Annotated in this window: 13 protein-coding genes and 1 other annotated feature; of the genes, 9 read left to right on the top strand and 4 right to left on the bottom strand. The window is 67.1% G+C overall.

Features of this window, described 5'->3' with window-relative positions; all coding sequences use genetic code 11:
• The first annotated feature begins 152 nt into the window (after window positions 1-152).
• Complete coding sequence (gene serS, locus UN84_RS13000) at window positions 153-1,430, top strand: serine--tRNA ligase (RefSeq protein WP_046077971.1); 1,278 nt, start codon at window positions 153-155, stop codon at window positions 1,428-1,430.
• A gap of 274 nt (window positions 1,431-1,704) precedes the next feature.
• Here serS and UN84_RS12995 read toward each other — a convergent pair whose 3' ends face one another.
• Window positions 1,705-2,514: an SIMPL domain-containing protein gene (locus UN84_RS12995; protein ID WP_046077970.1), complete on the bottom strand. Its 810-nt coding sequence runs from the start codon at window positions 2,512-2,514 to the stop codon at window positions 1,705-1,707.
• A 171-nt stretch (window positions 2,515-2,685) separates the two neighbouring features.
• Here UN84_RS12995 and UN84_RS12990 point away from each other — a divergent pair, with 171 nt between their 5' ends.
• Complete coding sequence (locus UN84_RS12990; RefSeq protein WP_046077969.1) at window positions 2,686-3,798, top strand: AI-2E family transporter; 1,113 nt, start codon at window positions 2,686-2,688, stop codon at window positions 3,796-3,798.
• A 68-nt stretch (window positions 3,799-3,866) separates the two neighbouring features.
• On the opposite strand, the gene trxA is transcribed toward UN84_RS12990, so the two are convergent.
• On the bottom strand, window positions 3,867-4,190 hold the full coding sequence (gene trxA, locus UN84_RS12985; RefSeq protein ID WP_035598819.1) for a thioredoxin: 324 nt from the start codon (window positions 4,188-4,190) through the stop codon (window positions 3,867-3,869).
• 240 nt (window positions 4,191-4,430) lie between these two features.
• On the opposite strand from trxA, the gene cysB reads away from it, so the two are divergent.
• Window positions 4,431-5,402, top strand: a complete 972-nt coding sequence (gene cysB / locus UN84_RS12980) for an HTH-type transcriptional regulator CysB (protein ID WP_035598816.1) — start codon at window positions 4,431-4,433, stop codon at window positions 5,400-5,402.
• A gap of 87 nt (window positions 5,403-5,489) precedes the next feature.
• Here the strand turns inward: cysB and UN84_RS12975 are convergent, their stop codons facing one another.
• Window positions 5,490-6,110, bottom strand: coding sequence for a phosphoadenosine phosphosulfate reductase domain-containing protein (locus tag UN84_RS12975; protein ID WP_035598813.1), 621 nt, complete (start codon window positions 6,108-6,110; stop codon window positions 5,490-5,492).
• A gap of 171 nt (window positions 6,111-6,281) precedes the next feature.
• On the bottom strand, window positions 6,282-7,637 hold the full coding sequence (gene pabB / locus UN84_RS12970; protein ID WP_046077968.1) for an aminodeoxychorismate synthase component I: 1,356 nt from the start codon (window positions 7,635-7,637) through the stop codon (window positions 6,282-6,284).
• A gap of 225 nt (window positions 7,638-7,862) precedes the next feature.
• On the opposite strand from pabB, the gene UN84_RS12965 reads away from it, so the two are divergent.
• From UN84_RS12965 to UN84_RS12940, 6 genes are all read left to right on the top strand, one after another.
• The gene (locus tag UN84_RS12965; RefSeq protein WP_046077967.1) at window positions 7,863-8,576 is read left to right on the top strand and encodes a GntR family transcriptional regulator; all 714 of its coding nucleotides are present in this window, start codon (window positions 7,863-7,865) and stop codon (window positions 8,574-8,576) included.
• A gap of 28 nt (window positions 8,577-8,604) precedes the next feature.
• Complete coding sequence (gene prpB / locus UN84_RS12960) at window positions 8,605-9,507, top strand: methylisocitrate lyase (RefSeq protein ID WP_046077966.1); 903 nt, start codon at window positions 8,605-8,607, stop codon at window positions 9,505-9,507.
• An 85-nt stretch (window positions 9,508-9,592) separates the two neighbouring features.
• Window positions 9,593-10,720, top strand: a complete 1,128-nt coding sequence (gene prpC, locus UN84_RS12955; RefSeq protein ID WP_046077965.1) for a bifunctional 2-methylcitrate synthase/citrate synthase — start codon at window positions 9,593-9,595, stop codon at window positions 10,718-10,720.
• A 188-nt stretch (window positions 10,721-10,908) separates the two neighbouring features.
• Window positions 10,909-13,560, top strand: a complete 2,652-nt coding sequence (acnD, locus tag UN84_RS12950; RefSeq protein WP_046077964.1) for a Fe/S-dependent 2-methylisocitrate dehydratase AcnD — start codon at window positions 10,909-10,911, stop codon at window positions 13,558-13,560.
• Window positions 13,557-14,726, top strand: coding sequence for a 2-methylaconitate cis-trans isomerase PrpF (gene prpF, locus UN84_RS12945; protein WP_046077963.1), 1,170 nt, complete (start codon window positions 13,557-13,559; stop codon window positions 14,724-14,726). Before acnD ends, prpF begins: the two co-directional genes overlap by 4 nt.
• 644 nt (window positions 14,727-15,370) lie before the next feature.
• Window positions 15,371-15,648, top strand: a sequence feature (16S ribosomal RNA rRNA prediction is too short).
• 547 nt (window positions 15,649-16,195) lie between these two features.
• Entirely contained in the window at window positions 16,196-18,862 is a 2,667-nt protein-coding gene (locus tag UN84_RS12940) for a bifunctional acetate--CoA ligase family protein/GNAT family N-acetyltransferase (RefSeq protein WP_173835011.1), read from the top strand.
• Window positions 18,863-18,995: the final 133 nt, after the last annotated feature.

Genomic DNA, 18,995 nt, shown 5'->3' with positions numbered 1-18,995 from the left:
GTCGCTGCCGCGCGGGGCAGGGGGAGAAGGAAACCCTACTGTACCGCGACGGGCCGCAACACGCATCCTGGCGCGTGGCGCCGGGGCGGGCTTTTGCCTACAATGGCCGCCTTGCGTTTGTTGATTTCACCGACTGCGACGGACCGGATTCCATGCTCGATCCCAAACTGCTGCGCGGCGACCTCGAGATGGTCGCCCAACGACTGGCCACCCGGGGCTTTGCCCTCGACACCGCTCGTCTCGCCGACCTCGAATCCCGGCGCCGGGAGCTCCAGGCCGAGACCGAGCGCCTGCAGAACGAGCGCAACACCCGGTCCAAGGCGATCGGCAAGGCCAAGGCCGCCGGCGAGGACATTCAGCCGCTGCTCGACGAGGTCAGCGACCTGGGCGAGCGCCTGGACGCCGCCAAGGCGCGCCTGGCCGAGCTGCAGGCCGTGTGGGACGAGCAGATCAGCGGCCTGCCGAACCTGCCCCACGAGAGCGTGCCCCAGGGCGCGAGCGAGGACGACAACGTCGAGCTGCACCGCTGGGGCACGCCGCGCAGCTTCGATTTCGAGGTCCGCGACCACGTGGACCTGGGCGCCCGGACCGGCCAGCTCGACTTCGATCTGGCCTCCAAGCTGACCGGCGCCCGCTTCGCGGTGATGCGCGGCACCATCGCCCGCCTGCACCGTGCGCTCACGCAGTTCATGCTCGACAAGCAGACCCTCGAGCACGGCTACGAGGAGTGCTACGTCCCCTACATGGTCAACGACGACTCGCTGTACGGGACCGGCCAGCTGCCCAAGTTCGGCGAGGACCTGTTCCGCCTGGAGGACGAGCGCGGCTATCGCCTGATCCCCACCGCCGAGGTGCCGCTGACCAACTTCGCCCGCGACGAGATCCTCGAGCACAAGCGGCTGCCGATGCGCCTGACCGCGCACACGCCGTGCTTTCGCAGCGAGGCCGGCTCCCACGGCCGCGATACCCGTGGCATGATCCGCCAGCACCAGTTCGACAAGGTCGAGATGGTGCAGCTGGTCGAGCCCGAGACCAGCTACGACACCCTGGAGGAGATGCGCGGCCACGCCGAGGCGCTGCTGCAGGCGCTGGAGCTGCCGTACCGCGTGGTGACCCTGTGCACCGGCGACATGGGCTTCGGCGCCGCCAAGACCTACGACCTGGAAGTCTGGCTGCCGAGCCAGGACACCTACCGCGAGATTTCCTCGGTCTCCAACTGCGAGGACTTCCAGGCCCGTCGCATGCAGGCCCGCTTCCGTCATCCCGACGAGAAGAAGCCGCGGCTGCTGCACACCCTCAACGGCTCCGGCCTGGCCGTGGGCCGCTGCCTGATCGCGGTAATGGAGAACCATCAGAACGCCGACGGCTCGATCACGGTGCCCGAGGCGCTGCGGCCCTACATGGGCGGCGTCGAGACGATCAACGTCTAAGCCTCGAGCGGCAGGCGCCGAGCTACAAGCGCCGAGCTACAAGCGCCGAGCTACAAGCGCCGAGCTACAAGCGCCGAGCTACAAGCGCCGAGCTACAAGCGCCGAGCTACAAGAAAACCCCGAAGGCTTCCACCTTCGGGGTTTTCTTTTGCGGCGGACGATTCACGCTGCTGGCTTGCAGCTTGCAGCTTGCAGCTTGCAGCTTGCAGCTTGCAGCTTGCAGCTTGCAGCTTGCAGCTTGCAGCTTGCAGCTTGCAGCTTGCAGCTTTACCCCTTACTCCTCACCCTGTGGCCCCTCGATCTCCCAGCTGACGCTGACCGCGGCGTCGATGGAGAGAGTGCCGGGGCGATACTCGGTGGCGCCGCCGCTTTCCCGCGCATCGGCGCTCATCGCCATCATCCGCGGCTGGAACACCGGCGCCTGGTTCTCGCTGACCGACAGCACGTCGCCCAGCTCGACGTCGAGGGTGCCGGCCATCAGCTCGGCCTTGTGCTTCGCACGCTGAAGGGCCTGGTTCAGGGCCTCGTCGGTGGCCGCGTCGCGATCGGCGAGGTCGTAGGTGACGCCGTCGAGGGCGTCGACGCCGGCCTCGGTGAGGGCGTCGAGAATCGTCGGCAGCCGGTCGAGTTCGTGGATCTCGACTTCCATGGGGCGTTCGAGGCGGGTGCGCGAGAGCGTCTCGGTCTCGCCGTCGGGGCCGCTGGATTCGCGAATCATCTCGGGCTGCACGCGTAGCGAGCCGGCGCTGATGGCATCGCGATCGACGCCGGCCGCCTCGAGCGCCTGGATCAGCGTGGCGGCGCGCTCCTCGAGCCGGCTGCGAGCCTGGCTCAGCGCCAGGGCATCGCCGCCGCTGGCGTCGCGCTGGGCGATGGCCGGGGTGCGCTCCCACAGCCGGGAGCTGAGCGTGGCCTGGTCCGGCACCACCTCGACTTCGGCGCGGGCCTGGACGTCGAGGCGACGCGGCGCGGGCTGGCCATTGGCGGCGGCGGTCATCGGCAGGGTGGCGAGGGCCAGGGCGAGCAGGCCGCCCGAGAGGCGGGCAGGGGGGAGACCGCGGACGGTGCGACGAACGTGGCGCATGAGACTTTCCTTATCGGCGATGGGTTCGTTCGCTTTGAGCCGTCAGCATTGCCCGGGTTCCTTGGTGTCGGCGGTTTCCTTAGAGCTTGCACGTTGACGGCTTTCCGCCGCGTTGTGCGCCGAGGCGCCAGGCGTCATGATGGCGGTCTTTTCTATGGCGGAGTGGGCGGCATGGCGGCACCCGAGAACGATACCCCGAGCAGCATACCCCTTAACCTGACGCTGGCGCTGGCCGCCCTGGTGGTGATCGTCGCCGGGATGCGGGTCGGCTCCAGCCTGCTGGTGCCCTTGCTGCTGTCGGTGTTCATCGCGGTGGTGTGCACCGGACCGGTTCACTGGCTGAATCGCCTGGGGCTCGGGCTGCGGCTCTCGGTGTGGCTGACGCTGGTGGTGATCGGTGGACTGCTGTCGCTGCTGGGCCTGCTGCTGGTCAACAGCGTCGGCACCTTCGTCGATGCCCTGCCGGGCATAGAGGAGAAGCTCAATCAGTACTACCTGAGCCTGCTCGACGGCCTCGCCAGCCTGGGGTTGGCCATCGACACCGACCGGCTGGCCGAGCTGGTGGATGCCCAGCAGCTCGGCGACTGGATCCCGGCGCTGCTCGGTCAGGTCGGCAATCTGATGATGCAGAGCGTGGTGGTGGCGCTGCTGGTGATGTTCCTGCTGTTCGAGACGCTGAACTTCCGCGACAAGGTGTCTCGGGCGCTGGTCAACCCGGCGCCGAGTCTGCGCCGGTTCCAGGAATTCAGCATGACGCTGAAGCGCTACCTGGCGGTGAAGACGGTCATCAGCCTGGCCACCGGGGCGCTGATCTGGCTGGCCTGCAAGCTGATCGGGGTCGAGTTCCCGCTGCTGTGGGCGGTGCTGGCCTTCGCCCTCAACTATATCCCCAACATCGGCTCGGCCATCGCCGCGGTGCCGCCGGTGCTGCTGCTGTTGGTGTCGCCGGACGGCGGTATGTTCAAGGCGGTGATGCTGAGCGGTGCTTACCTGGGCGTGAACTTTGTGCTCGGCAACCTGGTCGAGCCGCGGGTCATGGGGCGGGCGCTGGGGCTCTCGACCTTCGTCGCCTTCCTGTCGCTGGTGGTGTGGGGCTGGATCTTCGGGGCGGTGGGCATGTTGCTGTCGGTGGTGTTGACCATGACCCTGAAGATCGCGCTGGACAGCCATCCCCAGACACGCTGGATCGCCCATCTGCTGGGCTCGGGCAGCGCGCCCCTCGAGACGGCCAATCGCCCGCCCTCCGAGCGCGACAAGGTGAAGGGGAAGACGAGCGCCGACTGACTCTCCGAAACGACGACGCCCCGGCCGGAGCCGGGACGTCGTGGAGACCGCAGCCTTGCGTCGATCGATCAGGCGTTCTGATCGATGAACTGGGTCAGCTGTGACTTGGACTGGGCGCCGACCAGGGAGGCGACCTTGGCGCCGGACTTGAACAGCATCACGGTGGGCACGCCGCGCACGCCCTGTTCGGCGGCGATCTCCGGGGCGTCATCCACGTTGATGCTGACGATCTTGAGGCTGCCGTCGCGTTCTTCGGCGACCTCGTCGACCACCGGTGCCATGACCTTGCAGGGGCCGCACCAGGGCGCCCAGAACTTCAGCAGCACCGGGGTCTCGGCGTTGAGGACTTCCTGCTCGAAGTTGGCATTGGTGACATCGACGTTGTTGGCCATGGGGATTCTCCAATTACTACGTAGCGCATCGTGCGCGGATGGTCTGGGCATGCTCTCAGGCATGCTAGGTGGCTCGATGTTAGCGGTCGGTTAGGATGCTGGCAAATCTCGCGTATCGGAACCTCGCCACGTCGACGGGCGTGTGTCGCCCGGCTTGCTATGCTATAAAGTAATTATGGATGATATTCTTATTTCGCATTGGTCTTTTAAAGGCCGGATGAGCCAGGGGGAGACGCGCGCATGAAGCTCCAGCAGCTGAAATACATCTGGGAAGTCTCGCGTCACAACCTCAACGTCTCAGCCACCGCCCAGAGCCTCTATACCTCGCAGCCGGGCATCTCCAAGCAGATTCGCCTGCTGGAGGACGAGCTGGGCGTGGAGATCTTCGCCCGTAGCGGCAAGCACCTGACCCGGGTCACGCCGGCGGGGCAGGCGATCATCGACCTGGCCGGCCAGGTGCTGCGCCTCACCGAGAATATCAAGCACGTCGCCCAGGAGCATAGCGACGAGCGGCGTGGCAGCCTGTCCATCGCCACCACTCATACCCAGGCGCGCTACGCGCTGCCGCCGGTGATTCGCGAGTTCACCCGCCGGTATCCCGACGTCGCCCTGCACATGCAGCAGGGCACGCCCAAGCAGATCGCCCAGATGGTCAGCGAGGGACAGGCCGACTTCGCCATCTGCACCGAATCCCTGGAGCTGTTCAACGACCTGGTGCTGCTGCCTTGCTATCGCTGGAACCGTTGCCTGCTGGTGCCCAAGGGGCATCCGCTGGCCTCGCTGGAGTCGTTGACCCTGGAGGCGCTGGCCGAGCACCCGTTGGTGACCTACGTGTTCGGCTTCACCGGGCGCTCGCAGCTCGATGATGCCTTCCGCGCCGAAGGGCTCACGCCCAACGTGGTGCTGACGGCCGCCGATGCCGACGTCATCAAGACCTACGTGCGCCTCGGCATGGGCGTGGGCATCGTCGCCCACATGGCGGTGGATCCGGAACTCGACGACGACCTGGTGGCGCTGGATGCCAGCCATCTGTTCGAGAGCTCCACCACCAAGATCGCCATCCGCCGCGGCACCTTCATGCGCAGCTTCATGTACGACTTCCTGCAGGGCTTCGCCGATCACCTGGACCGGGCACTGGTCGATGCGGCCCTGGCCGCCGGGCCGCGCCACGAGCAGGCGCTGTTCGACGACATCGTGCTGCCGGTGCGCTGACCCGGGGCGGCCCGGCCCGTACACGGAAAGAGAACGCCGGCGCCCGTCCAGAGGACGGGCGCCGGCGTCTTGCGTTTCAGCGTCGGCTCAATGCTGCAGGTGCAGGCCGCACTCGCGCTTCTCTTCCACCTTGGTGGGGTCGAAGTAGTCGAACTCGTTGGGCAGGCCGTGGGCTTCCAGGTACTGGTACATGTCGCGGGCGCTCCAGTGCAGCAGCGGGGCGACCTTCAGCAGGCCGTCGGCGTTGCGGCTGACCGGATCCATCTTGGCGCGTTCCGGGGTGTCCTCGGCGCGCAGCGCGGTGAACCAGACGTCCGGGGCCATCTCGCTCAGGGCGCGATTGAAGGGCTCGAGCTTGACCTCCTCGGTGAAGGCCGCGTGGCGCGGGTCGTCGATGCCCGGCATGGGGCCCTCGACGGCCTCGCGGTGCGCCCGGGTGCGACGCGGGATGTAGCTGACCAGGTTGAGGCCGAGCTGTTTCACCACGGCGTCGGCGAAGCGGTAGGTGGCCTCGGTGTTGTAGCCGTGGTCCATCCACACCACCGGAATGTCCGGCCGCACCTGGCTGACCATGTGCAGGATCACCGCCTCGAAGGGACGGAAGTTGGTGGTGACGATCGGTCGGGCGCCCTGTTCCAGGGCCCAGCGGACCAGGGCTTCGGGGTCCTGGCCCAGGTCGCGGTTGATGGCGTCGAGTTGCGGCTCCATGAGCGCCTCCAAGAATGATGGTGTTCTCGATGACGCTACCCTAGCAGAGCCGCCATGAGCGGCCCCAATACCGATTGCTTGGATATTTATTCCGCTAAGAATTAAAAGCGTGTTTTTCTTATTCCATGACGGACTGTTCGACCGGCGTGGCCGCGGAGTGTCCGGGCGCGGTCAGGCCGGATCGCTCAGCGCCGCCATCAGGTGGCGGATCTTGTCCAGGGTCTCGGTGTATTCCGCTTCGCCCTCGGAGTCCGCCACCAGGCCGCCGCCGCCCCACAGGTGCAGCCGGCCGCGGTCGGCCACGGCGGTGCGGATGGCGATGGAAGTGTCCATGTGGCCGCGCACGTCGACGTAGCCGAGGCTGCCGCAGTAGGCGCTGCGCGCCGAGGGCTCCAGCTCGTCGATGATCTGCATGGCGCGTACCTTGGGGGCGCCGGTGATCGAGCCGCCGGGGAAGGCGGCGGCCAGCAGCGCCAGGGGCGAGTGCTGCTCGGCCAGCTCGCCGATCACCACGCTGACCAGGTGATGGACGTTGGCATAGCTTTCCAGCCCGCACAGCTGGGGCACTCGCACCGTGCCGGGGCGGCATACCCGTCCCAGGTCGTTGCGCAGCAGGTCGACGATCATCACGTTCTCGGCGCGATCCTTGACGCTCGTCGTGAGTTCCTCCGCCAGACGGCGGTCCTCTTCCGGCGTGGCGCCGCGCGGCCGGGTGCCCTTGATCGGGCGCGTTTCCACTCGGCCCTCGGCGCAGTGCAGGAAGCGCTCAGGCGACATCGACAGGATCGCCTGCTCTCCCCATTCGAGGAAGCCGGAGAAGGGCGTGGGCGTGGCCCGACGCAGGCGGCGATAGGCCGTCCACAGGTCGCCTTCGTAGGGCGCGCTGAGTCGTTGGGCGAGGTTGATCTGGTAGCAGTCGCCGGCGCGGATGTAGCGCTGCACGGCATCGAAGCGTGCCAGATAGTCGTCCCGGCTCATCGCCGCCGTGAAGTCGCCGGTCAGGCGGAACGCGTCGTCATCCTGGCGATCGGCCGTCGCGTCGAGCCAGCCCAGCGCCTGGGCGCGGCGTTCCGGCGTGGCGACCAGCCAGGCCTCGCAGCGCTCGTGATCCTGGATCAGCGCCCAGTCGTAGAGGCCGACCCGAGCCGCCGGCAGCTCGGCCGCGGGCTGGGCGCGGCCGGGAATCGGCTCCAGGCAGCGGCCGAGGTCGTAGCTCCAATAACCGATCAGTCCGCCGAGGAAGGGCAGCTCGCTGTCGGGCACGTCCCGGGGCAGCCGCTCGAGCAGCGCGCGCTGGGCCTCGAAGGGCGACAGGTCCGCGGGCGCATCATCGACGTGGCTGCGGCCCTCGGCGTCGACCTCCAGTACGCTAAGCGGGTCGCAGGAGAGGATGTCGTAGCGGCCGCCCGGTGCGTCCGGACGGCCACTGTCGAGCAGCACGGCGTGGGGCCGGTGGCGCAGGGCGGCGAAGGCGTCCAGGGGCGAGTCCCGATAGGGGTAGGGGGTGATCTCGAGTGGTGATGTCATCGATGCGGTTTCCCTCGTCAGGCGGCACATTCTAGGCGCCAAGAAGGGCTTTGTCCCGTTGCCGCGCGGCCCGGCGCCGGCGGTGGCGTCGCGAGGCGGGGGATTCGCCCGTGAATCGCCCTGGTTGTTTACAACCAAAGGGGGATAGGTGCGATCATTGGCCGTATTGACCCCCGAGACGGCACTGGCTAGAGTGCTTACATCCCTTGATTGTCGACAATTAACATGACCAACGCCCAGATTCCATCGGACAACACGCCCGAGGTCCGCACCCTGGCGGAGCGGGTCTTCCAGCAGCTGCAGGACGCCATCGTGCGCGGCGAGCTGGCGCCGGGCAGCAAGATCACCGAACCCGGCCTGTCGCGCACCTACGGCATTTCCCGCGGGCCGCTGCGCGAGGCGATGCGTCGCCTCGAAGGGCACCGCCTGATCGAGCGGGTGCCCCATGTGGGCGCGCGGGTAGTGAAGCTGTCGATCAAGGAGCTGCTCGAGCTGTTCGACGTGCGCGAGGCGCTGGAGAGCATGGCCGCGCGGATCGCCGCCGAACACATGACGGCCGAGGAGATCGCCGGGCTGCGCGAGGTGCTGGCGCTGCACGAGCGGCAGAGCGACCTGAGCCGCGGCGAGGCCTATTACCAGCGCGAGGGCGATCTGGATTTCCACTACCGCATCGTCCAGGGCAGCCACAACCGGATGCTGATGGGCATGCTGTGCGATGACCTCTACTACCTGGTGCGGCTGTATCGCACCCAGTTCAGCGCCAGCGGTTCGCGCCCCCAGCGGGCCTTCGTCGAGCACCATCGCATCGTCGACGCCATCGAGGCCGGCGACGCCGAGCTCGCCGAACTATTGATGCGGCGCCACGTGAGCGCCTCGCGGGAGAACGTCGTCGAGCGCTACGCCGCCGTCCTCGAACAGGAACAGGCGGCCTCCTCCTGAGGGCCGCCGCCACCGACCGGAGAAACCCATGACCCAAGCGACTCCCGGCGCGCGCTTCCGCGTCGCCCTCGAGGCCAGCCGTCCGCTGCCGATCGTCGGCACCATCAATGCCTACACCGCGATGATGGCCGAGCGCGTCGGCCACCCGGCGATCTACCTGTCCGGCGGCGGCGTGGCCAATGCTTCCTTCGGCCTGCCGGACCTGGGCATGACCACCATGAACGACGTGGTCGAGGACGCCCATCGCATCTGCGGCGCCACCGACCTGCCGCTGCTGGTGGACATCGATACTGGCTGGGGCGGCGCCTTCAACATCGCCCGCACGGTGAAGGAGATGCAGCGCGCCGGCGTCGCCGCCGTTCACCTGGAGGACCAGGTGGCCCAGAAGCGCTGCGGCCACCGGCCCAACAAGGCTATCGTCTCCCAGCAGGAGATGGTCGACCGCATCAAGGCCGCCGCCGACGCGCGCCTCGATCCGGACTTCTACCTGATCGCCCGCACTGACGCCTTCCAGAAGGAAGGGCTGGAGGCCGCCATCGAGCGTGCCAACGCCTGTCTGGAGGCCGGCGCCGACGCCATCTTCGCCGAGGCCGTGCACACGCTGGACGATTACCGCGCCTTCTGCGAGCGCCTCGACGCGCCGATACTGGCCAACATCACCGAATTCGGCGCCACCCCGCTGTTCAGCCAGCAGGAGCTCGCCGAGGTCGGCTGTCGCATGGTGCTCTATCCGCTGTCGGCCTTCCGCGCCATGAACGCCGCGGCGCTCAGGGTCTATCAGAGCATTCACGAACAGGGCCATCAGCGCGACGTGGTGGACCAGATGCAGACCCGCGAGGAGCTCTACGATTTCCTCAATTACCACGACTTCGAGCGCAAGCTCGATGCCCTGTTTGCAGAGAACGCGTCTGCAGAGAACGACTCGGCATAGCAGGGGCGAGGGCGCGTCCGCGTCTCTTGAGCCGACTTCGAACAACAAGACCACGCCAAGCTCACGCAGCAAGAGGAGAGACACCATGGCAGACAAACCGATCGGCGGCGCCGGCCTGCGCGGCCAGAGCGCCGGCTCCACCGCCCTGTGCACCGTCGGCAAGAGCGGTGCCGGCCTGACCTATCGTGGCTTCGACATCAGCGAGCTCGCCGACAAGGCGCGCTTCGAGGAAGTGGCCTACCTGCTGCTCAAGGGCAAGCTGCCGAACCGGGAAGAGCTCGATGCCTACGTCGCCAAGCTCAAGGGCCTGCGCGGCCTGCCGCCGGCGCTGAAGGCCGTGCTCGAGCAGATTCCGGCCGACGCCCACCCCATGGACGTGATGCGCACCGGCGCCTCGATGCTCGGCAACCTCGAGACCGAGGAGAGCTTCGACCAGCAGCAGGACGTCGCCGACCGCCTGCTGGCGGCCCTGCCCTCGATCATCTGCTACTGGTATCGCTTCAGCCACGACGGCGTGCGTATCGAGACCGAGACCGACGACGCGTCCGTGGGCGGGCACTTCCTGCACCTGCTGCGCGGCGAGCCGGCCTCCGAGCTGCACGCCCGGGTGATGAACGTCTCGCTGATCCTCTATGCCGAGCACGAGTTCAATGCCTCGACCTTCACCGCGCGGGTCTGCGCCTCGACGCTCTCCGACATGCATTCCTGCGTGACCGGGGCCATCGGTTCGCTGCGCGGCCCGCTGCACGGCGGCGCCAACGAGGCCGCCATGGCAATGATCGAGCACTGGCAGTCGCCGGAGGAGGCCGAGCGCGAGATCCTCGGCATGCTGGAGCGGAAGGACAAGATCATGGGTTTCGGGCATGCCATCTACCGCGAGTCCGACCCGCGCAACGCCATCATCAAGAAATGGTCGAAGCAGCTGGCCGAGGACGTGGGCGACAGCGTGCTCTATCCGGTCTCCGAGCGCGTCGAGGCGGTGATGTGGCGCGAGAAGAAGCTGTTCTGCAACGCCGACTTCTTCCACGCCAGCGCCTATCACTTCATGGACATCCCCACCAAGCTGTTCACCCCGATCTTCGTCTGCTCGCGGGTGACCGGCTGGTGTGCCCACGTCTTCGAGCAGCGCGAGAACAACCGCATCATCCGCCCGAGCGCCGACTACACCGGGCCGGAAGACAGCGAGTGGGTGCCGATCGAGGAGCGAGACTGACGCTCCAGTTCGATGCCCGGCATGAGCTTCGCCGGGGACAAGTCTGCGCGAGGGCGCTGTGAACCCATCCCTGGGCGCTACCGACGCCATCCATGGCGTAGGACCCTCGCTTCGCCTTGTCCCCGGCTTCACTGCTGCTTCCGGCGCGTCTTTTCCTGTCCACGACCCGATCCGAGGGTGGCCACGCCATGAATACCGATTACCGCAAGCCCCTGCCCGGCACCGGGCTGGACTACTTCGATACCCGCGAGGCGGTCGAGGCGATTCGCCCCGGCGCCTATGACACCCTGACCTACACCGCCCGGGTGCTGGCCGAGCAGCTGGTGCGCCGCTGCGAGCCGGGCCTGCGCGACGCCGCCCTCGAGCAGATCATCGACGGCAAGCGCGACCTGGACTTCCCCTGGTACCCGGCCCGGGTGGTCTGTCACGACATCCTCGGCCAGACGGCGCTGGTCGACCTGGCCGGGCTGCGTGACGCCATCGCCGAGCGCGGCGGCGACCCGGCCAAGGTCAATCCGGTGGTGCCGACCCAGCTGATCGTCGACCATTCCCTGGCCGTGGAGCATGCCGGCTTCGAGAAGGATGCCTTCGAGCAGAACCGGGCGGTGGAGGATCGCCGCAACGAGGATCGCTTCGACTTCATCGACTGGACGCGCACCGCCTTCGAGAACGTCGACGTCATTCCCGCCGGCAACGGCATCATGCACCAGATCAACCTGGAGAAGATGTCGCCGGTGGTGCAGGCGCGCCCCGATGAGAATGGAAAGCGCATCGCCTTCCCGGATACCTGCGTCGGCACCGACAGTCACACCCCGCATATCGACTGCCTGGGGGTGATCGCCATCGGCGTCGGCGGCCTCGAGGCCGAGACCGTGATGCTGGGCCGCCCCTCCATGATGCGCCTGCCCGACATCGTCGGCGTGCGGCTGACCGGCCAGCGCAAGCCCGGCATCACCGCCACCGATATCGTGCTGGCGATCACCGAGTTCCTGCGCAACGAGCGGGTGGTAGGGGCCTACCTGGAGTTCTTCGGCGAGGGAGCGGCGAGCCTGACCATCGGTGACCGCGCCACCATCTCCAACATGACGCCGGAGTACGGGGCCTCGGCGGCGATGTTCTACATTGACGACCAGACCCTCGACTATCTCAGGCTGACCGGCCGCGAGCCGGAGCAGGTGGCGCTGGTCGAGCAGTACGCCAGGACCGCCGGCCTGTGGGCCGATGACCTGGCCGGCGCCGAGTACGAGCGGGTGCTGGAGTTCGACCTCTCCGGCGTGGAGCGCAACCTGGCAGGTCCCTCCAATCCGCACCGTCGCCTGCCGACCAGCGCGCTGCACGACCGCGGCATCGCCGTCGACTACGACAAGGCACAGGAAGAGGAGAAGGAGGGCAAGATGCCCGATGGCGCGGTGATCATCGCCGCCATCACCAGCTGCACCAACACGTCGAATCCGCGCAACGTGGTGGCCGCCGGCCTGCTGGCGAAGAAGGCCAACGCGCTGGGCCTCGTGCGCAAGCCCTGGGTGAAGTCGTCCTTTGCGCCGGGGTCCAAGGTCGCGCGCCTCTACCTGGAAGAGGCCGGTCTGCTGCCCGAGCTGGAGAGGCTCGGCTTCGGCATCGTCGCCTACGCCTGCACCACCTGTAACGGCATGTCCGGGGCCCTGGACCCGAAGATCCAGCAGGAGATCATCGACCGCGATCTCTATTCCACCGCCGTGCTGTCCGGCAACCGCAACTTCGACGGGCGCATTCATCCCTATGCCAAGCAGGCCTTCCTGGCCTCGCCGCCGCTGGTGGTGGCCTACGCCATCGCCGGGACGGTGCGCTTCGATATCGAGCAGGACGCGCTGGGCTTCGATCCCGACGGCCAGCCGATCACCCTCAAGGACCTGTGGCCCTCGGACGAGGAGATCGACGCCATCGTCGGCGAGTACGTCAAGCCGGAGCAGTTCCGCGAGGTCTATATCCCGATGTTCGATCTCGACGCGGTGGAAGCCGCCGAGAGCCCGCTCTATGACTGGCGCCCGCAGAGTACCTATATCCGCCGGCCGCCCTACTGGGAAGGCACCATGGCGGCCGAGCGCGGGCTCAAGGGCATGCGGCCGCTGGCGATACTGCCGGACAACATCACCACCGATCATCTGTCGCCGTCCAACGCCATCATGGCCGACAGCGCCGCCGGCGAGTACCTGGCGAAGATGGGCCTGCCGGAAGAGGACTTCAATTCCTACGCCACCCACCGCGGTGACCATCTCACCGCCCAACGTGCGACGCTGGCGAATCCCAAGCTGTTCAACGAGATGGTGCGCGACGAAGCGGGCGAGGTGATCCAGGGCTCGCTGGCGCGGATCGAGCCGGAAGGGAAGGTCACCCGCATGTGGGAAGCCATCGAGGCCTACATGGCACGTCGCCAGCCGCTGATCATCATCGCCGGCGCCGACTATGGCCAGGGCTCGTCGCGGGACTGGGCGGCCAAGGGCGTGGCGCTCGCCGGCGTGGAGGCGATCGTCGCCGAGGGCTTCGAGCGCATTCACCGCACCAATCTCATCGGCATGGGCGTGATGCCGCTGCAGTTCGAGCCCGGCACCACCCGTCATACGCTGTCGCTCGACGGCACCGAGACCTATGACGTGGAGGGCGAACCCGCGCCGGGCGCGACGCTGACGCTGGTGATTCATCGTGCCGCTGGCGAGCGTACGGAAGAGAGCGAGCGCGTGCCGGTGATCTGCCGCCTGGATACCGCCGAGGAAGTCTCCATTTACAAGGCTGGCGGCGTGCTGCAGCGCTTCGCCGAGGACTTCCTGGAAGGGGAAGAGAGCGAGGAGGCGACCCACGCATGACCCAGATTCGCATTCCCGCCACCTATATGCGTGGCGGCACCAGCAAGGGCGTGTTCTTCCGCCTGGACGACCTGCCCGAGGCCGCTCGAGTGCCCGGAGTGGCACGCGATGCGCTGCTGCTGCGCGTGATCGGCAGCCCCGATCCCTATGGCAAGCAGATCGACGGCATGGGCGGGGCGACCTCGAGCACCAGCAAGACGGTGATCCTGTCGAAGAGCGAGCGTCCCGATCACGACGTCGACTACCTGTTCGGCCAGGTGTCCATCGACGCGCCCTTCGTCGACTGGAGTGGCAACTGCGGCAATCTCTCGTCGGCCGTGGGGTCCTTCGCCATCGCCAGTGGCCTGGTCGATCCCGAGCGCCTGCCGCGAGACGGCATCGCCGAGGTGCGCATCTGGCAGGCCAACATCGGCAAGACCCTCGTTGGCCACGTGCCGATGCGGGGCGGCGAGGTCCAGGAGACCGGCGACTTCGAACTCGATGGCGTCACCTTCCCGGCCGCCGAGGTGGCGGTGGACTTCATGGATCCCGCGGACGGGGAGGGCGCCATGTTCCCCACCGGCAACGTGATCGACGAGCTCGAGGTGCCGGGTATCGGCACGTTGCAGGCGACCCTGATCGACGCCGGCATTCCTACCGTCTTCGTCGAGGCGGCGGCCATCGGCTATACCGGCACCGAGCTGCAGGAGGCGATCAACAATGACGCCGAGGCGCTGGCGCGCCTCGAGGCGATCCGCACCCAGGGCGCGTTGCGCATGGGGGTGATCGCCCGACCCGAAGAAGCGGCGCAGCGTCAGCATACGCCCAAGGTGGCTTTCGTGGCGCCGCCGGCCGACTATGTCGCCTCCAGCGGCAAGGCCGTATCCGCGGAGGATATCGACCTGCTGGTGCGGGCGATGTCCATGGGCAAGCTGCATCACGCCATGATGGGGACCGCCGCGGTGGCCATCGCCAGTGCGGCGGCGGTGCCGGGCACCCTGGTGAATCTCGCCGCCGGCGGCGGCGAGCGTACCTCGGTATGCTTCGGCCATCCCTCCGGCACGCTGCGGGTGGGCGCCGAGGCACGTCAGGCGGGCAGTGGCTGGACGGCGCTCAAGGCCACCATGAGCCGCAGCGCCCGGGTGCTGATGGAAGGATTCGTTCGAGTGCCAGAGGATAGCTTCTAGAGCGGTGAGCCAGGGCGATGCCGAAACGGCATGGGCATCGTCTTGGTCTGCAGGGTGGGCTGGACTATATTTTAAATAAGTCTTGCGTCGCCCCGGGAGAATCCGTAGAGTACGCATCCGCTGCCGGCGACGGGCAACGTTGCAGGCGGTGATGAGTGGCAGAAGCGCTTGTTTTTCTTGAGGTTTTTCGACGGATGTCGAAATCGCTCGATTGACAGGGTCAGCGGAATCGGTAAAATGCTCGCCACTCGCTACGGTAGCCCGCTGAGGGCTCGATCGGACCTCGCTTCACTCGCTGAAGACGACCGCTCGGTCACCCGCTTCGCTCTTTCGAGAGCTTGAAGATCACCGGTTGACACGGCGCGCCGATCACGTAGAATACGCCTTCCTTGCGAGGCGCTGGCCAAGCGGCCGGAAACGCAAGATGCTCTTCTCCTTATTGAGTCGAGCTGCTCTTTAACAATCGATCAGATAATTCATGTGGGCGCTTGTCGGGATGTCGGTGACCAGTCACTAGATATCAAGACAAGCGACTCGTCAAAGAGACGTTTGAATCTTGAACCAGGTTTGGTTCCACCTTAGGAACTATCAAGCTTTTAACTGAAGAGTTTGATCATGGCTCAGATTGAACGCTGGCGGCAGGCCTAACACATGCAAGTCGAGCGGAAACGATCCTAGCTTGCTAGGAGGCGTCGAGCGGCGGACGGGTGAGTAATGCATAGGAATCTGCCCGGTAGTGGGGGATAACTTGAGGAAACTCAAGCTAATACCGCATACGCCCCAAGGGGGAAAGCAGGGGATCTTCGGACCTTGCGCTATNGCACGGATCTTCGGTGTCGTGGTGGCCTGCTTATGCAGCTTGATGTCCATGAACCTGCTCCCGAATGAATTGCTTTAGAAGTTCTCTGGCTGCCAGCAGAGGATAACTCCTATAGCTCATTTGATCATCCGGGACCCTACATATAGACGCATTTCAGTAAAGTCTCAAAGCGAATGGCCATAATGGGCGGGTTTTGTCAGGTATGCTACTGTGAATGGCTTTATTGAAATAAAAAGGCATGCGCTAGCATGTCTTGTGTCGCCTTCGACCTCCTTAGCAAGGTGTCTACATGCTGTCGACGCCGTAGACACATTATGGTCGGCATAGGCGTGTGAGCGGCTTTGCAATGCATTGATATTGCTGGCGTTGGCAAATAGTGGCACGCCTTGGGGCTAACTCATAATCCCTTGGTCGCTGGTTCGAGTCCAGCTGGGCCCACCATCCTCGAAGTCCTCGGGTGCATGACTCCGGTGCTTCAAGAAGTCTCTCGTTGTTATCGTGGCGTCTCACCGCTACGCCCTCCGCTTGACCTCCGTCACCTCGCCGTCGTCGGCGCTTCCTATACTCGGGGATGGCCCGCCGCCCGGCGGGCGCGTTCCGTGGCGTGCACCCCGCGCCCGGGCCCATCGCCGACCGAGCGGAGATATCGATGTCGATTCGCAACCTGGATGCGCTGTTCCACCCGTCTTCCATCGCCCTGATCGGGGCCAGCAACCGGCCGGGGTCCGTGGGTGCGGTGCTGGCTCAGAATCTCTACTCGTCGGGCTTCGAGGGGCCGATCCTCACAGTTAACCCGCACGAGCGGGCGATTCGTTCGAGCCTCAACTACCACAGCGTCGCCGAGCTGCCGCTGGCGCCGGACCTGGCCATCATCGCCACGCCGCCGAAGAGCGTGCCGGGGCTAGTGCATGAACTGGGCGAGCGCGGCTGCCGTGCGGCGGTGGTGATCACGGCGGGCTTCGGCGAGGGCGGCCACGCCGAGGGTCAGGCGCTGGAGCAGGCGGTGCTGGATGCCGCCAGGCCCTACCTGATGCGCATCGTCGGGCCCAACTGCCTGGGTATCCTGGTGCCGCATCGCGGCATCAACGCCAGCTTCGCCCACCTCACGCCGCCGCCGGGGGAGCTGGCCTTCGTCACCCAGTCCGGCGCGGTGGCCACCGCGATTCTCGACTGGGCCAAGACCCGCGACATCGGCTTCTCCCACGTGGTCTCGCTGGGCGCGATGAGCGACGTCGACTTCGGCGACATGCTCGACTACCTGGCCCTCGACCCGAAGACGCGGGCCATTCTGCTCTACGTCGAGGCGATCACCGACGTGCGCAAGTTCCTGTCGGCGGCGCGCACTGCCTCGCGCAACAAGCCGGTGGTGGTGGTCAAGGCCGGGCGCAGTGCCGCCGGCGCCAAGGCGGCGCTGTCGCACACTGGCGCGCTGGCCGGCTCCGATGCCGTCTATGACGCGGCCTTCCGCCGCGCGGGCATGCTGCGGGTCGACTCCCTCGACGAGCTTTTCCAGGCCGCGGGCACGCTGGCCACCGGCATCCGCATCCAGGGCGACCGGCTGGTCATTCTCACCAACGGCGGCGGCATTGGCGTGTTGGCGGCGGACGCGCTGGAGGGCCTGAACGGCCAGCTGGCCGAGCTCTCCGAGCCGGCGATGGCACGGCTGGACGAGGTGCTGCCCCAGGCCTGGTCGCGGGGCAATCCGCTCGACATTCTCGGCGACGCCCCGGGCGAGCGGTACGCCAAGGCCCTGGAGGCGCTGCACGATGCCGGCGATGCCAACGCGCTGCTGGTGATCAACTGCCCCACGGCGGTGGCCGACCGCATGGAGGCGGCGCGGGCGGTGGTCGCATCGCTCGGCCCGCGCCATCCGCCGATCCTGACCTGCTGGCTGGGCGACGCCTCGCCGACGGCGGCCCGGCGGCTGTTCGCCGAGCACCGGATTCCCACCTACGAGACGCCGGAGCAGGCCATTCGCGCCTTCTGGCACCTGCATCAGTACTGGCGCAGCCAGCAGGCGCTGATGGCCACGCCGCCGGCGATCACCGAGCGCGTGAGTATCGACCGGGCCAGGGCCGAGGCGGTCATCGAGGCCGTGCGCGCCGAGGGTCGTCGGGTGCTCACCGAGCCCGAGGCGGCGGAGGTGCTCGCGGCCTACGACATTCCCACCGTGCCCGCGCGCCGGGTGGAAACGCCCGAGGAGGCCGGCGAGGCGGCTCGGGCGCTGGGCCTGCCGGCGGCGTTGAAGATCGTCTCGCGGGACATCTCGCACAAGTCCGACATGGGCGGCGTGCAGCTGAACCTGGCCTCGCCGGAGGCGGTGACCCAGGCCGCCGAGGACATGCTGGCGGCGATCCGCGACAAGGCGCCGGAGGCGCGGCTGGACGGCTTCAACGTGCAGCCGATGATCCGCCGCCCCGGCGCCCACGAGCTGATCCTCGGCATCGCCGAGGACCCGGTGTTCGGGCCGATCCTGATGTTCGGCCAGGGCGGCACGGCGGTGGAGGTGATCGGCGACCGGGTGATCGGCCTGCCGCCGCTCAACCCGCTGCTGGCCCGCGACATGATCGAGTCGACCCGGGTCTCGCGGCTGCTGCACGGCTATCGCGACCGGCCGGCGGTGGACCTCGAGGCGCTGACGCTGGCGCTGGTGAAGCTCTCCCAGCTGGTCGGCGACCTGGCGAGCGTGGCCGAGCTCGACATCAACCCGATGCTGGCCGACGCCGACGGGGTGATGGCGCTGGACGCGCGCATCGTGATCCGCCCGGCCGGCGAGGCGCGCCCGACGATGGCGATCCGGCCCTATCCGCAGCAGCTAGAGGAAACCATCGAGACCCGCGGCGGCACGCGCTACCGGCTGCGCCCCATCCGGCCCGAGGACGAGGCCGCGCTGGTCGAGATGCTGCGCCATTCCTCGGCGGACGACGTGCGGCTGCGCTTCTTCGCCGCCATCCGCCGCTTCGATCACGCCTTCGCCGCGCGGCTGACGCAGATCGACTACGACCGCGAGATGGCCTTCGTCGCGCTGCCGCCGGACGGCGCGGAGATCGCCGGGGTGGTGCGGCTGTCCGCCGACCCGGACAAGGAGCGCGCCGAGTTCGCGATCATGGTGCGCAGCGACATGAAGGGCACCGGGCTCGGCTACCGGCTGATGCAGCGCGTGCTCGACTACGCCCGCGAGATGGGCGTGCGCGAGGTCTTCGCCGACATCCTGCGCGTCAATCACGCCATGCGGAAGATGGCCGAGGAGCTGGGCTTCACCACCGAGGCCCGCGACGACGACGCGGAGACCGTGACCGTCTCGCTCACGCTCTGAGCATCATCGAGCGCTGCAAGGCATGTTCTGCCGACGCGACTGCCGGCGTTGCGGCATCGCGATGAAGGTGCGCGTCATGCGAGCTCGCTGATGGTTTTCACCAAAGACGTTATGTTATAACCTTCCGCCTTTC

The organism is Halomonas sp. HG01 (assembly GCF_000968715.2).
Classification (GTDB): domain Bacteria; phylum Pseudomonadota; class Gammaproteobacteria; order Pseudomonadales; family Halomonadaceae; genus Halomonas; species Halomonas halophila.
This window is presented reverse-complemented; position numbering and strand designations above follow the sequence as displayed.

Bases quoted from the DNA above. Each gene is read 5' to 3' on its own strand.
- serS (WP_046077971.1), top strand. From the start codon at position 153: ATGCTCGATCCCAAACTGCTGCGCGGCGACCTCGAGATGGTCGCCCAA.
- trxA (WP_035598819.1), bottom strand. From the start codon at position 4,190: ATGGCCAACAACGTCGATGTCACCAATGCCAACTTCGAGCAGGAAGTC.
- UN84_RS12995 (WP_046077970.1), bottom strand. From the start codon at position 2,514: ATGCGCCACGTTCGTCGCACCGTCCGCGGTCTCCCCCCTGCCCGCCTC.
- prpC (WP_046077965.1), top strand. From the start codon at position 9,593: ATGGCAGACAAACCGATCGGCGGCGCCGGCCTGCGCGGCCAGAGCGCC.
- UN84_RS12990 (WP_046077969.1), top strand. From the start codon at position 2,686: ATGGCGGCACCCGAGAACGATACCCCGAGCAGCATACCCCTTAACCTG.
- cysB (WP_035598816.1), top strand. From the start codon at position 4,431: ATGAAGCTCCAGCAGCTGAAATACATCTGGGAAGTCTCGCGTCACAAC.
- UN84_RS12940 (WP_173835011.1), top strand. From the start codon at position 16,196: ATGTCGATTCGCAACCTGGATGCGCTGTTCCACCCGTCTTCCATCGCC.
- UN84_RS12975 (WP_035598813.1), bottom strand. From the start codon at position 6,110: ATGGAGCCGCAACTCGACGCCATCAACCGCGACCTGGGCCAGGACCCC.
- UN84_RS12965 (WP_046077967.1), top strand. From the start codon at position 7,863: ATGACCAACGCCCAGATTCCATCGGACAACACGCCCGAGGTCCGCACC.
- prpB (WP_046077966.1), top strand. From the start codon at position 8,605: ATGACCCAAGCGACTCCCGGCGCGCGCTTCCGCGTCGCCCTCGAGGCC.
- prpF (WP_046077963.1), top strand. From the start codon at position 13,557: ATGACCCAGATTCGCATTCCCGCCACCTATATGCGTGGCGGCACCAGC.
- pabB (WP_046077968.1), bottom strand. From the start codon at position 7,637: ATGACATCACCACTCGAGATCACCCCCTACCCCTATCGGGACTCGCCC.
- acnD (WP_046077964.1), top strand. From the start codon at position 10,909: ATGAATACCGATTACCGCAAGCCCCTGCCCGGCACCGGGCTGGACTAC.